General features: G+C 38.2%; 15 protein-coding genes and 1 pseudogene. 3 read left to right on the top strand and 13 right to left on the bottom strand.

Going from position 1 to position 14639, the window contains the following annotated elements; all coding sequences use genetic code 11:
- Positions 1-197 precede the first annotated feature (197 nt).
- A complete protein-coding gene (gene mutS, locus H4J62_RS15530) occupies positions 198-2777 on the top strand; it encodes a DNA mismatch repair protein MutS (RefSeq protein ID WP_182216988.1) in 2580 nt (859 codons plus the stop codon).
- A 64-nt stretch (positions 2778-2841) separates the two neighbouring features.
- Here mutS and rpoS read toward each other — a convergent pair whose 3' ends face one another.
- From rpoS to H4J62_RS15480, 10 genes are all read right to left on the bottom strand, one after another.
- Positions 2842-3765, bottom strand: coding sequence for an RNA polymerase sigma factor RpoS (gene rpoS, locus H4J62_RS15525; RefSeq protein ID WP_182216949.1), 924 nt, complete (start codon positions 3763-3765; stop codon positions 2842-2844).
- Between the two features lie 86 nt (positions 3766-3851).
- The gene (locus H4J62_RS15520) at positions 3852-4712 is read right to left on the bottom strand and encodes a peptidoglycan DD-metalloendopeptidase family protein (protein WP_220465347.1); all 861 of its coding nucleotides are present in this window, start codon (positions 4710-4712) and stop codon (positions 3852-3854) included.
- A gap of 29 nt (positions 4713-4741) precedes the next feature.
- Positions 4742-5320 (bottom strand): YqaA family protein, encoded by a 579-nt coding sequence (locus tag H4J62_RS15515; protein ID WP_182216947.1) that lies wholly within the window; start codon positions 5318-5320, stop codon positions 4742-4744.
- Positions 5321-5462: 142 nt separating this feature from the next.
- Positions 5463-6125, bottom strand: a complete 663-nt coding sequence (locus tag H4J62_RS15510; RefSeq protein WP_070374500.1) for a protein-L-isoaspartate(D-aspartate) O-methyltransferase — start codon at positions 6123-6125, stop codon at positions 5463-5465.
- 77 nt (positions 6126-6202) lie between these two features.
- The gene (surE, locus tag H4J62_RS15505; RefSeq protein ID WP_182216945.1) at positions 6203-6949 is read right to left on the bottom strand and encodes a 5'/3'-nucleotidase SurE; all 747 of its coding nucleotides are present in this window, start codon (positions 6947-6949) and stop codon (positions 6203-6205) included.
- Positions 6949-7983: a tRNA pseudouridine(13) synthase TruD gene (gene truD, locus H4J62_RS15500; protein WP_182216943.1), complete on the bottom strand. Its 1035-nt coding sequence runs from the start codon at positions 7981-7983 to the stop codon at positions 6949-6951. Before truD ends, surE begins: the two co-directional genes overlap by 1 nt.
- Before the next feature lies 1 nt (position 7984).
- Positions 7985-8485 (bottom strand): 2-C-methyl-D-erythritol 2,4-cyclodiphosphate synthase, encoded by a 501-nt coding sequence (gene ispF, locus H4J62_RS15495; RefSeq protein WP_182216942.1) that lies wholly within the window; start codon positions 8483-8485, stop codon positions 7985-7987.
- Positions 8482-9240 (bottom strand): 2-C-methyl-D-erythritol 4-phosphate cytidylyltransferase, encoded by a 759-nt coding sequence (ispD, locus tag H4J62_RS15490; protein WP_182216940.1) that lies wholly within the window; start codon positions 9238-9240, stop codon positions 8482-8484. The genes ispF and ispD overlap by 4 nt, the downstream gene beginning before the upstream one ends.
- 7 nt (positions 9241-9247) lie before the next feature.
- Positions 9248-9550 carry a cell division protein FtsB gene (gene ftsB, locus H4J62_RS15485; RefSeq protein WP_070374505.1) on the bottom strand — a complete coding sequence of 101 codons (303 nt, stop codon included), beginning with the start codon at positions 9548-9550 and terminating at the stop codon, positions 9248-9250.
- A 112-nt stretch (positions 9551-9662) separates the two neighbouring features.
- Positions 9663-10280, bottom strand: coding sequence for a hypothetical protein (locus tag H4J62_RS15480; RefSeq protein ID WP_182216938.1), 618 nt, complete (start codon positions 10278-10280; stop codon positions 9663-9665).
- A gap of 215 nt (positions 10281-10495) precedes the next feature.
- Here H4J62_RS15480 and H4J62_RS15475 point away from each other — a divergent pair, with 215 nt between their 5' ends.
- Positions 10496-11389 carry a mechanosensitive ion channel family protein gene (locus tag H4J62_RS15475; protein ID WP_182216936.1) on the top strand — a complete coding sequence of 298 codons (894 nt, stop codon included), beginning with the start codon at positions 10496-10498 and terminating at the stop codon, positions 11387-11389.
- A gap of 217 nt (positions 11390-11606) precedes the next feature.
- On the opposite strand, the gene H4J62_RS15470 is transcribed toward H4J62_RS15475, so the two are convergent.
- From H4J62_RS15470 to H4J62_RS15460, 3 genes are all read right to left on the bottom strand, one after another.
- Positions 11607-12383: a tetratricopeptide repeat protein gene (locus H4J62_RS15470; protein WP_182216934.1), complete on the bottom strand. Its 777-nt coding sequence runs from the start codon at positions 12381-12383 to the stop codon at positions 11607-11609.
- Positions 12384-12482: 99 nt separating this feature from the next.
- Positions 12483-13439 (bottom strand): hypothetical protein, encoded by a 957-nt coding sequence (locus tag H4J62_RS15465; protein ID WP_182216933.1) that lies wholly within the window; start codon positions 13437-13439, stop codon positions 12483-12485.
- 184 nt (positions 13440-13623) lie between these two features.
- Positions 13624-14088, bottom strand: a complete 465-nt coding sequence (locus H4J62_RS15460) for a hypothetical protein (RefSeq protein WP_182216931.1) — start codon at positions 14086-14088, stop codon at positions 13624-13626.
- A 304-nt stretch (positions 14089-14392) separates the two neighbouring features.
- On the opposite strand from H4J62_RS15460, the pseudogene H4J62_RS15455 reads away from it, so the two are divergent.
- Positions 14393-14639, top strand: a pseudogene (locus tag H4J62_RS15455) (transposase); the annotation flags it as partial.

Genomic DNA, 14639 nt, shown 5'->3' with positions numbered 1-14639 from the left:
AAAAGAATAACAAGCACCGATAACTTTTAACTATTACTCATCAAAAAGTTACTATTTATATTATCACGGTAAAATCCTTGCCTAAACTTTATCGTATTCAGTAAAAATTTTAGTTAAATAAATAGAGTCTAAATTTGCCAGTTATGACATAATTGCCACCTTACTCTTTCATTGAACTTATGAGTTACCGCATAGAAATGACCACAGCAAACTTAGACTTATCCTCACACACCCCTATGATGCGCCAGTACTTAACCATTAAAGCTGAGTTCCCTCATATTTTAATTTTTTATCGCATGGGTGACTTTTACGAGTTATTTTTTGATGATGCGAAAAAAGCATCTGATTTGCTCGATATTTCATTAACCGCTCGCGGCAAGACAGGTGGCAATGCAATACCTATGGCAGGCGTTCCCTATCATGCGGTGGAAAATTATCTAGCAAAATTAGTACAACTGGGTGAATCTGTTGCTATTTGTGAACAAATTGGTGACCCAGCAACCAGTAAAGGCCCTGTTGAACGTAAAGTTGTTAGAGTTATTACCCCAGGTACGGTGAGTGATGAAGCATTATTACTTGATAAGCATGACAATCTAATTGTTGCGGTAAGTGAAGGTAATAATAAGTCATCGCAACGCTTTGGGCTGTCTTATCTTGATATGACCAGTGGTCGCTTTGTACTGACTGAGCCAAATACCATTGAACAGTTACAAGCTGAACTACAGCGTTTATCTCCTGCTGAATTACTCTACAGTGAATCGTTCTCAGTGCCAGGGTTACTAAAAGGCTATCAAGGATTAAGAAGAAGACCTGAATGGGAGTTTGATTTAGACACAGCTACTAATTTACTAAATACACAATTTGGCACTAAAGAACTTTCTGGCTTTGGTGTTGGTGATAAATCATTAGGCTTAATGGCCGCTGGTTGTTTATTTCAATATGTAAAAGAATGTCAACGCAGTGCGCTTCCTCACATTCGAGCCATTATTTGTGAGTCTTCTGCTTCTGGTGTCATTTTAGATGCGGCAACTCGTCGTAATTTAGAACTCACGCAAAACTTACAAGGTGGCTTTGAAAATACCCTAGCATCGGTATTAGATAAGTCAGCGACACCAATGGGTTCTAGATTACTAAAACGTTGGTTACATTTTCCTTTACGTGATTTAAACATATTAACTGCACGTCAAAATGCAATTAGTGAACTATTGTCACAAGATTTAACGACTGAATTATTTAGCCAACTTAAATCTTTTGGTGATATTGAGCGTATTGTTTCTCGCATTGCCTTACGCTCTGCGCGTCCAAGAGATTTTGCTCGTTTACGTAATGCTTTAAATCAATTGCCTGAACTTCAGCAACATTTACAAACTTGTCAGCAAGCACATATCACTGAATTAGCGTCAAAAAGCTTTCCAATACCCGACTTACACGACTTATTACAGCATGCTTTAGTTGAAAACCCACCCGTTCTTATCCGTGATGGTGGCGTTATTGCCAAAGGCTATCATGAAGAACTTGATGTCTTACGTGACTTAAGTGATGGAGCAACTGAATTTCTTGCCCAACTCGAAGCGCGTGAAAAAGAACGTACCGGTATTAGTTCCTTAAAAGTAGGCTATAACAGGGTTCATGGCTTCTTTATTGAAATGAGTCGTACTGCCGCGAACGATGTACCTGATGATTATATTCGCCGACAAACCTTAAAAAATAACGAACGTTTTATTACCAATGAACTAAAGCAACACGAAGAAAAAGTGCTTAGCGCACAGAGTAAGTTTCTCGCCTTAGAAAAACGTTTATATGATGAATTGTTCGATTTAGTGTTACCTGATTTAGAAAAACTGCAATTACTTGCTCAAGCTGTCGCAGAACTAGACGTTTTAAATACCTTTGCAGAACGCGCAGAAAGCCTAAATTATGTTAAACCAAGTCTAAGCCAAAATGACGGTATTGAGATTAAAGCCGGTCGTCATCCTGTCGTTGAGTTAATGACTAGTGAGCCCTTTATTGCTAATCCTGTTACCTTAAATAATGAACGTAAGATGTTGATCATTACGGGTCCTAATATGGGCGGTAAATCAACCTATATGCGTCAAACAGCGCTCATTGTTTTATTGGCTCATATTGGTTGCTATGTCCCTGCTGATGCGGCAAACATTAGTATGGTTGATCGAATATTTACCCGTATTGGCGCTTCTGACGACCTAGCGAGTGGTCGTTCAACCTTTATGGTTGAAATGACAGAAACCGCAAACATTCTCCATAATGCAACAGAAAAAAGTTTAGTGTTACTTGATGAAATAGGCAGAGGAACCAGTACTTATGACGGTTTATCTCTTGCTTGGGCTTGCGCTGAAATGCTGGCGATTAAAACTAAAGCCTTTACTTTATTCGCTAGTCATTATTTTGAGCTAACCCTGTTAGCCGATCAGATACCAAGCTTGGTTAATGTTCATTTAGATGCGGTTGAGCATGGTGATACCATCGTCTTTATGCATACCGTTCAAGAAGGCGCTGCAAGTAAGAGCTTTGGCTTACAGGTTGCACAACTTGCCGGTGTGCCTAAGACCGTTATTCAACGGGCTAAACAACGCTTGGCTGAACTGGAAAGACAACAAGCTCCTTCTGTTATCAATGTCGAACAACAACCCTTTGAGCAACTTTCATTTATTGATAACACTCACCCCGTACTCGAGTCATTGTCATCAATTGATGTAAACGATTTAACCCCCAAACAAGCATTAGATTTATTATTTGAGTTTAAAAGTAAAATGTAGCCCTTAATAATAAGTAAAAAAAACCAGCAATTGCTGGTTTTTTGTTTTATCGAAGCTAAAATATCTACGCTTGAAACAAGGCTTCAATCGATAAGTCTTGTTGACTTAAAATATCACGTAAACGCTTAAGCGCTTCAACTTGAATTTGACGAACACGTTCACGTGTTAAACCAATTTCTACGCCAACATCTTCTAATGTTGCCGCTTCATATCCTAATAAGCCAAAACGACGGGCAAGTACTTCACGTTGCTTAGAGTTAAGTTCGTTTAACCAGTGAATAATATTATTTTTAATGTCAGATGTTTGCAAGCTACCTTCTGGACCACCACTTTTATCATCCGGGATAACATCAAGTAATACTTTATCGTTTTCACCACCGAAGGGTGAATCGACTGAGGTCATACGTTCATTTAGACGCAGCATTTTAGTGACATTAGCGACTGGCACATCAAGCGCTTCAGCAATATCTTCAGCGGTAGGTTCGTGATCAAGCTTTTGTACTAATTCACGCGAAGTGCGTAAATAAATATTGAGTTCTTTAACGACATGGATAGGGAGACGAATAGTGCGTGTTTGATTCATAATGGCACGTTCGATCGTTTGACGTATCCACCATGTTGCATAAGTTGAAAAACGAAATCCTCGTTCGGGATCAAATTTTTCTACTGCGCGGATCAAGCCTAAATTACCTTCTTCAATAAGGTCAAGTAAGGGTAAACCACGATTATTATAACGACGGGAAATTTTAACAACTAAACGCAGATTACTTTCGATCATCCGTTTTCTTGAGGGTTCATCACCTTTAAGGGCAAGGCGAGAAAAGTACACTTCTTCTTCAGCGCTAAGTAATGGAGAAAATCCAATTTCGCTTAAATATAATTGAGTGGCGTCTAAATTCGATGGTACATCTTCTCTATCTTTAGATGATGATCTAGTTGATTCTTTTTTATCTACACTAGTACTTACCAATTCTTTTTCTATACTCATGCTGTATCTCCCAAGATTTAGCAAAGCCAACTATCAATGATTAAATATGCACACTAACTCCAATTTATTATTATTATTATTTGTTGTTATTTAGACAGGTACTTCATAGGGTTTACTGATTTACCACGAAAGCGAACTTCAAAATGAAGCATGACTCTTTCAGCGTCTGTATCACCCATTTTCGCTATAACCTGACCCGCTTTTACCGACTGTTGTTCTTTCACTAAGATACTATCGTTATGAGCATAAGCACTAAGGTAATCATCATTATGTTTAACAATAATTAGCTGACCGTATCCTCGTAAAGCATCTCCGGCATAAACCACCACGCCATCAGCTGTCGATTTAATCGAGTCACCACGTATACCTGCGATGTTTATTCCTTTGTTACCTTGTTTTGCTGTAGAAAAACCTTCAATAACTTTTCCTTGAGCAGGCCACAACCAATTTCTTATTTTTTGAGAAAAACTTGTGCCATTTGCAGAGGTTTTATTGTTTACTTTTTGCCCTCTTACATTTTTACCATACGCCTGCTTTTTATTTGATGCAACAGGTTTTTTTACCCTTGTTGGTATGTTACTTTTCGGCTTTTCATTGCGCGCTATATTACTAGTGGCTTGGCTCGAATTTTTAACTAAAAATAATTTTTGTCCAGGGAATATTTTGTAAGGAGATACCAGATTATTAAAAGTGGCTAAGCTACTAATATCAACATTAGCTCGCCAAGCAATAGAATATAAGGTTTCACCTTTTTTAACGATGTACTCGCGACCTTTTAAGCTATTTTTAACACGCTTACTTAATGGAACTGAGCCTTGAACATCAACAACGGGGGCCGGTTTATGGTTAGAAGAACAACTTACCACAGACAAACTAAGCACTAAAAAAACCACATAAGTGATTTTTTTAGTGCTTAATAGAGCATAATTTTCACGATTTAAAATCAAAAAACCATCCTAGTGTCGTCTGTATTGATTTAACGAAAAACAAAATAGGCCACAATAATAAGCGCAACAATTAGCCAACCCAGTATATCTACCCATTGTCTTATCTTTTGTTCCATGGCGGCCCCTCCCCAGCGAATAATACCGGCAACCAAGAAAAATCGCATTCCACGACCAATTGCTGAAGCAATTAAAAACGGCAGAAAAGCCATATGTAAGAAGCCAGCACTGACTGTGAATAATTTATAAGGGATCGGTGAAAATCCAGCAATAAAGACGACCCAAACACCCCACTGCTGAAACCACAGCACAACGGCGTCAAAAGCGTCTTGCTTACCCATAGCGGTAATTGCCGGTTGTATCCAAGGTTCAAACATATAATAACCGAGTAAATAACCAACAGAGCCTCCCAAAATTGAAGCTATCGTTGTTAATGTGGCGTAAGACCATGCTTTGTGTGGTTTAGCCAGCACCATGGGTGCTAGAAGCACATCAGGGGGAATAGGGAAAAATATAGATTCAGCAAAAGTTAATAGTGCCAACATTCTTGGCGCAAATTTATGTTCAGCAAAACGAAGTGTCCATTCATACATTTTTGAAAAAATTTTCAATTAAATCATACCTTTTTTTCAGATAATAAAGAGTGAGTAATATTGTTTAGTTTATTTATGCAAAGACTGCAATACTCTGCAGCTAATTTAGGGCTATGGCATTAACGTACCGGCACAATTTTTTATATTAAGCGATGAAAAATTAAATTAACGCCCCGGGCACAAGCGGTACAAATTTAACCATTTCAACTTGTTGTTCTTTGTACTCATCGCCATGACGAGTAATAACTTTCAGTATTTGCGTATCTGTGCCAACAGGTATCACTAAGCGCCCACCATCAGCTAACTGTTCCAGTAATGCCTTAGGCACTTCGGTTGGCGCTGCAGTAACAATAATCGCTTGAAAGGGAGACTTACTACTCCATCCTTGCCAGCCATCACCGTGCTTCATTGAGACGTTATTTAAATCTATTGATTGCAAGCGACGTTTCGCCTGCCATTGTAATGCCTTAATACGCTCGACCGAAAAAACTTTAGCGACCAATTGTGTAAGGATGGATGTTTGATAACCAGACCCTGTCCCTATTTCTAGAATGCTGTCAGGGACACCGTCCGCTAATAATAATTCTGACATTTTTGCCACTATATAAGGTTGAGAAATAGTTTGTCCCTGCCCAATAGGCAAAGCCGTATTGTCGTATGCTTTATGCGCTAAGATTTCAGGAACAAAAATATGACGAGGTGATTGAGCAATCGCTTGCAACACCCGCTGATCACGTATCCCTTCTGCGTATAATTTTTGCGCTAATAGCTCGCCGCTACGACGTGATTTACCGCTCACATTGCTCCCTACCCTTACATTCATAACCTGCTCTTTTTATTTTTTTTATTTTAAAATTAACATGTGATTTATCTAAAATTTAGCAATAACTCAACGGTAACTTAAATGATTAAGTCGCCGACCCAACGAGTGATCGATGCCAAACTATCATGGGCGGTCATATCAACAGTTAACGGGGTTATCGATGCATAACCATTGGCAATAGCATGAAAGTCTGTACCTTCGCCACAGTCTTGCTCTTGGCCTAATCGACCGTACCAATATATATCACGTTGCCATGGGTCTTGCGTTTTTTCCATCATTTCTGCTTTATGACGATTACCCAAGCGTGTCACCTTGACACCTTTTAATTCACTAAGCGGAATATCAGGGACATTAATATTGATAATTTGATCGACAGCTAATGGGTGAGATTGTAAACGTTGAATAAATTTTGCCGTAACCACGGCAGCTGTTTGGTAATTTTGTTCACTTTGACCCACTAAGGAAACAGCGATTGCTGGCATTCCCATATGGCGCCCTTCTGTTGCCGCCGCTACCGTACCTGAATATAAGGTATCATCGCCTAGGTTTGCGCCACAGTTAATACCGGCAACAACCAAATCAGGTGTAACCAGCTGACTGATACCAAGATGAACTGAATCGGTTGGCGTGCCGTTCACTGAAATGAAACCGTTGTCTAACGTTTGAATGCGTAGCGGGTTCATTAGCGTTAAAGAGTTACTGGCACCACTACAGTTTCTATCGGGTGCGACTACCGTTACCTCAGCCATTTTTACTAATTCGTCGTATAAAATTTTAATGCCTAAAGCATGAACACCGTCATCGTTACTGAGTAATATTTTCATTAGTTTACCGCTCGCTCTGTCATATCTTGATAACTGATTAATTCACGCAAAATGGTGGTTGCATAACAACCAGAAGGCAAAAAGAAGCTCAATGTTATGGTGTCATCAACCGACTTTATACTGCCTTCAGTTAACGACAACCTAATTCTACGTCGTTCTTGCTTTAAACCAAACTTAGCTAAACCTTGGCAAAAGTCAGCGTAACCATCGGCAACCTGCTGCTCTAGCTGTTGAGATTCACCTTGCGACATTAATTCGCCAGCGCCCCACAGCGCAGCCGTTAGGTCGATATCTTTTTCTTGAAAGCGTTGACGAATGGTTGCGTCAATTTCATCAGCCAAAAATACCGACTGTGTACCGCTTAACATAAAAACATCACCCGTTTGTAAAGATTCAAACAGATTTTTTTCAATACGAGTACTGATTATTTGATTAAATATTTCTGAGCGAGCCGCCGATAAATACAGGCCTCGTTTCTTTTTATCTTTTACTTTCTTACCTTGAAATAACTCCAACGCTCTTTCAAGGTTGCCGCCATTAATACCAAAGCGTTGTTCACCAAAGTAGTTAGGCACACCAAATTGGCTAACCGCAGCCCAGCGGCGTAAGACATCATCGGTATTACTGACATTACGTAACACTAATTCGAAGCGATTACCTGACAACGCACCGATGCGTAATTTTTTGTTATGACGTTGTTGGGAAAGAACTTCAACACCTTCAATGGCCAAGTCACTTAAATCATAAATCGCTTTGCCTGGTAGGTGAATACCGAACCACTGCTCGGTAACAGCAAATCTGTCTTTTAAGCCGGCATAAGATACTAAGCCTTCTTTTACCTTAAAGTATTTAGCCAACTCTCGGGCAACAACCAGCGTATTGGCGCCAGTTTTTCTCAGGTGAATAAATAAATGTTCGCCTTCGCCGCAAGGTTCAAAAGGTAATTTTTCAAAGACCTTAAAATCAGACATTTCACTACGAAGTTGGCCAGTTGCATTAGGTTGGGTATATAAATATTGTAATGACTTGCTCATTTTATTGATTATTCTCTATAACGGCTGCAGAAGATTTTGTTAGTAAAACCACAGCGTGAACAGCCACACCTTCTTTACGACCTGCATAACCTAACTTTTCAGTCGTGGTTGCTTTTACATTAACTTGATCTAGCTCTGCTTGTAAGTCTTTACTTAAGCAAGTACGCATCGCCAATAAATGTGGTGCTATTTTAGGGGCTTGTGCAACGATAGTAATATCGGCATTACCGAGTTGATAGCCTTTTTCAATCATTAAACCGACCACATGCTTTAATAAAATTCGACTATCGATATTTTCATACTGACCATCTGTATCGGGAAAGTGATTACCAATATCGGCTAAGCAAAGCGCACCCAATATTGCGTCACACAAAGCGTGAATAGCAACATCACCATCCGAGTGAGCAATAAAGCCTTGCGGATAATCTATTTCTACACCGGCTAAAACAATAGGGCCTTTGCCACCAAATTTGTGTACATCAAAGCCGTGACCTATTCTCATGGTGTTTCCTGTAATGTTGGTTTTTGTTGCTGTTGTTTTTGCTTAGCTAAGAAAAAAGCGGCTAAAGCGAGATCATCTGGATGAGTAATTTTTATATTTTCACTGCTTGCCGAAACTAACAGACTAGGTAAATTAGCCCGTTCAATTGCTGATGATTCATCAGTGAGTTCAGCTCCCTGATTAAGGCCATTAATAATCGCTGCTTTTAATTCTCGCACGGGAAACATTTGTGGTGTTAGCGCGTGCCATAAATGCTCTCGCGCTACCGTTGATAAAACTTGCTGACCATTTAACGTACTCAAAACCGATCGTTTCATGGTGTCTCGCACCGGTGCAGCTAATAATCCGCCCACTTCTTTTGCTAGGCAACGAGCAATTAACGTTGAAATATCATCATGAGTAACACAAGGTCTCGCGGCATCATGCACTAAGACCCAAGAATGGTGCTCAGGGTCAATCGCTGTTAATCCAGCCAGAACTGAGTCAACTCGTTCTTTGCCACCAATAACCGTTTCAACCTGAGCATTATTGATCAATGAAGTTTGTGGGTAATATTCATCATTTGCACTAAGCGCGATAATGACTTTATTTATCGACGGATGACTTAACAGGCGTTCAATGGTGTGTTCTAAAATCGTTTTATTATCAATAGTTAAATATTGCTTAGGGCAATTTGCTTGCATACGTTTACCTGCACCAGCGGCAGGGACAACAGCAATAAATTGTTGAGTGAGCTCTGTTGGATTAATTAGCATAACGTTATTATTCCGGGTCTATTTGCATGGTGTTTTTTTCAGAGGGTATTAAACGAAAGAATGTTTCGTTTTCTTTTATCATCCCTAACTCATTTCGAGCGCGCTCTTCAATAGCTTCGACGCCTGATTTCAAATCGTCGGTATCAGCATATAATAATTTATTACGTTGTTTGAGCTTGTCATTGTCTGCTACTTGACGTTGAACTTCTTGTTCCAAAGCTAGATAGTCAGGCACACTATTTTTCCCGAACCATAATCGGTATTGTAATAACATCAAAAAAACCAGTAATAGTACGGTTATAGCGCGCATAAAAACCTAATGTAAAGCCTAAAATTTAGTCAGAGAAGTACCAGTACGGTTGCCATTATAAATGGGTGTTTGCTGGTGTAAACATTATTAACGCATTTATAATTTTTAAAAATTAAATTGCTAACGATTGCTTAAAGTTACGCCAGTTAATGGCACAAGATAATAACAACTCACGCAAACTCGGTGTTAAAGGGTTTGCTCGATGGGCATTTAACCAACAATGGCCACTACAAGCTGCCGTCATCACTTTCTTATTCGGTTTGAGTAACTGCCCTATTGCCTGGTTTTGTTCAAGCTCGGTTAAAGAGAACCAACCATGAAGATTGGTTCGAAAACGCTGTTGCTCAAGATCAATTCTGTCAATAGAGTCTAATAATATCGTGGAATCTTTGGCAATAGGCACCACTAGGCCATGATGCAACGTTGCCGATAAATACCACTGTTTTACTGACTCGCTGTCTTGACCATTTAATGGCATCTGTACACCTTGTTTAGCTGACCAAGTTGCATTTTGCACATCAAGCTTTAGGGGTGTTTGCACCTGTAACATGGAATTTGCCGTACGCTTGATATAATGAGGTAAACTTTTTAATCGCCCTTGCATCAATGAGGCTGATAAAAGAGGATCTATACTCAACTGCCCCAACTCTCTTTCATATAGCGCATTACAAAGCTCAGCAAAATCAGCTGATTGATAGTCTCTTTGCCATATTGAGGTTTGTTCATTCATGAATAATTGAGTGCTTTTTAATACGTTACTGGGTAGAATTCAACCTGAAGTTTAAGCATAACCTATTGGGTGAAAAAGATAAAATAAAGCGATAGTCTTTATTTATGGCTATTACCATGCATATTATTAGCTTTATCGCCCTTAACATTAACCAATAGCGCTATGCTGTTAATTGAACTCCACATAACCTAACACCGAAAACTCATGGAAAATATATGTTTGAAAAAGTAGCAAGTGAAAGCCCCGTAGCAGAAAAAACACTCTCTCTAGCACCAACCGATTTATTACGACAAGAAATAGATCAGGTCAGTTATATTTATAATATCATTGTTGATTTTTTTGCTAATTATACCTTCCAATTAATTGGCGCCTTCATCATTTTCGCGCTCGGTTATATCGTCGCAGGCAAAATATCCAATGTTGTATTGAGACTATGTACAAAACATAAACTTGATATCACCTTAAGTCAGTTTTTGGCCAGTACCACCAAAATGCTTATCGTCATTATGATAACCGTTATCTCGCTAAGTAAATTAGGCATTAGTGTTACGCCATTTATAGCTGCCATTGGTGCTATTTCTCTTGGCGCAGGTTTAGCCTTACAAGGTTTATTAGCTAACTATGCCGCTGGTTTTAATATTATTATTATTCGCCCCTTCGTGGTTGGTGATACCATAACGGTGCGCGGTGTTACCGGCATAGTCAAAGAAGTTCTTCTGGCTTATACCATAATTCATGACCAAGACAGTGTTGCGATCACCATACCGAACAAACATATTGTTGGCGAGATATTACACAATTCTAAACATGACTCATTATTAGAGTTAACGGTGGGTATCGCCTATAAAGAAGACCCATTACAAGTGGTTACTATTTTAGAAAAAACGATAGATGAACTCAATATCGTTGGAGAATCACGCGAACCACAAATTGGTATTAGCGAGTTTGCTGACAGCTCTATCAATATTTCGATACGCTTATGGACACCTACGGCTAATTATTATGATGCTAAATTTAAAGCCTACAAAGCAATTTACTTAGCCCTGAAAGAAAACAATATCGAGATCCCGTTCCCACAACGCGATGTTCATTTAATCTCACAAGCTTAGTATAATTGTTGAATAAGTCTGACTTTTCACCATAAATTCAACGCATAAAAAAACCACTCATTGAGTGGTTTTTTTTCGAGGAAAATCGTAAATCCGGATAATGTTCGAAACTATCACTCGTTAAATGATGATTGAGTCTTAATGGACATTCTTGCCACAAACATGACCTAATGCAGAAATAAAAAAGCAGCCATTAGGGGACTGTAGGATGTCTGAGCTATTTGCTATTTTCTTTTGCTATTCTTTCTAGGTAGTTCTTTTTCATTTCATTCAATCCATCGATAAATTCTTGAGATTTATACCCATTTTTTTTAGCTTTTTCAAGCCATGAATGAGCAAGATTAAACTCAATATCCCCTCTTTTGTCACTCCACCGATGAGCATACATTTTACCTAGCCAGTACATCGCAGAAGAATCATTCTCTTTAGCTGCTCGTTCTAGAAGATTTTTTGATTTTTCTGAAAATGTATCAAGCACAAAGAGAAATATTCCATAAACTCTAATAGCTAGTACATCATTCTCTTTAATTGATTGTTCATACCAATATACAGCTAGTTTTTCATTTTTACTTTTTTCTGCATCATCATCCGCGTCTACAGCTCTATTTGCATAATTATTGGCCGTAAGGAGTTGCGCTTTTATATGACCACTATTAGCCGCTCCAAGAAGCCAAGTAAGAGCAACATCACTATTCTTTTCCCGCATTGTTCCTGTTTGATACATGGAACCAATAGTAAATCGTGCTCCAGCATGTCCTGCTTGTCCTGCTTTAGTTATAAAACTAAACGCTTCACGAAGGCTATTATCTAATTTAGGCCGATTGTTCTTGGCAAAATGCCAAATTTCATATTGGCTGTCTACATCACCATCAACAGCTTTAGCTTTTAATTTTTGATATGTAATGAGTAAATCAGAGTGACTTGGGTCTTTTATTTCTTTTGATACTGCACCCATGCTTAATAATAAAATGGCGACGTATAATATAGCTTTCATAATTCCCTTATATCCTAACTTCCGCTGTTCATTCTTTACAGACCATAACAATATCAGTTTTTTACGTCAAAATAGTGCAAGAAGTGGAAGTAAAAAACATTAAACTTCAGCTCTAGCTTTCATAAGTTTTAATAAGGATGTATGAAAATCCCTAAAAATAAATTCCCCCCAAATTCTAGAATACACACCAAAGTTAGTATTATCCTGAACGGTTGTAGAGAGAATTAATTCACTCTTCCCATTTTCTAGATGGTTTATTTTATAAAACCCAGTTAAAGGAGAGAAGTAATCACCACCCAATTTGACGTGCTTATCTAAAGAAGTATCAGGAATAGTGTCGGGGTCTATTTCAAAACGGTATGACATTTTCTCGTTAATGCTCCATTCTGTAATAACTTTATTAAATTTCACATTTTTCTCCCAAATACTAGTTCTAACACTACCCACATTAGCTCCTGACATTTTTGCGGAAACAGGGGCTGGGACTCTCATTAACTGTGTAAATGAAAATGGTAATTCATCTTTATCTATATGGTTAACATTGCCAAGTTCACCCCAAACATGTGAAGGTGATGCATCAATTATAATTGTATTTTCAATAGTATAAACATTTGATAGTTGAAGGTAATTTATTTCAACAGGAGCAATTATAAGCGGAATTAATGCGACACAAGATAAAGTACCCGACTTATTCTTGAAGTGTTTTAATCCGTAACCTGCTGTTAAGCCTCCTAGACTGGAAAAGAACATAAATGCAGGTAATGCAATTAATACACAAATACTACCTTCTAATAAAGTTACTATACTTGCTAATAAGAAAACAAATATAGGCTGCCAAGCTATTACAGCCATCTCTCCTGCTGTTAGTTCATCTTTAACTTTATATTCGAAATAGATACGTATAAAGCCAATGACAAATGGCACTATAAACATAAATGAAATGGTAACTAATCCGCCAAAACCATTAAGCTGGTCTAATTCCCAAATAACTCTAATGATAACTCCATAGGCAACACCTAATAAGATACCAACATGCTTTGGTGAAATGTTTTTCATTTTATACTCTATTGATTCTCTGAAAATATATGATGATAATTATGGAGTACGACAGTCCGCTAATCGCTCTAACCTGTTGGTGAGCCCTTGATTACATTGCGATATATTACTGATTTACTCAAGAGTGACATAGAGAGACAGTTAGTTATCTGAAATAAGAAACGATACCTCTCATATTCAGAAGTTAACTATATTGGCTAATAGTCCTCAAAGCCTTTATGTTTTTATGATTTAGTTTTTCATATTGAGAGTGCTTAATAAACTTTGGACCAATCCAACCATCCTCATGCGTAAAAGCCATGCTCCACGCCAGATTTGTTGGGTAAATATGGAAATCTAAGAGCTTACTGTTATTTTCGGGCTTGTTTCTAGTAATGTAAACCACTTGATCGTCATGACCGAAACAATCTTCCATCACAACATATTTAGGTGAATTATGAGTGTTATAAAGATCTAAAGCTTCTTCTCTGTCATGTTCACACTTTAGCAAATCCCACATATAAGTTTTACCGCGTAAAATACCTTTAAAAGATGTCTTCTCAGAATGAAAAATAGAAAGCCACTCATGAGCTATTCTCAAGGCTTTTTCACCTTCAACAATTTCATAGTTTTCAATATCTAATTCTTCAATAAGGTTTATATGCTTCATTTATGGGTACTTTATTCTACTTCCGCTATTCGCTCTAGATAGACATTAACCTTTTCAGTGCATTAACGTCAAATCAGTACCAACTGCGGTCAGTCATTTTCTCCTGTATTGGTGTATGGTTCATTTTTATTCATTAGTGCAGTTAACTTAAAGTAAGCCTCTAACACACTGGAGCTAAGCTTTGGCAATTGAAAACCATCTCCATTATTCATAATGCCGCTAATTAAGCCACCCATAATAACTTGTTTGTTTTTTCAACAATAAACTACACTTAATTTCCCCCCTATTAAGTGTGGTGATTGTTATGCCCAAGCCTCGTTCACAACAAATCAGTTTATCTGATACGCCGTATTATCATATTTGCAGTCAAACCGTTCGCAAAGCCTTTTTATGTGGTATTGATAAAGAAACCGGTATCAGTTATGAGCACAGGCGTCATTGGATTGAACAACGCATTTTTACATTATCTCAGGTGTTTGCTATTGATATTTGTGCTCACGCTGTCATGAATAATCACTTACATTTAGTCCTTCATGTTGATAGTGAAAAAG

It is taken from the genome of Colwellia sp. BRX8-5 (genome assembly GCF_014077325.1).
Lineage (GTDB): Bacteria > Pseudomonadota > Gammaproteobacteria > Enterobacterales > Alteromonadaceae > Colwellia_A.
The sequence above is the reverse complement of the archived record's forward strand: the minus strand, read 5'-3'. Positions and strand labels throughout refer to the sequence as shown.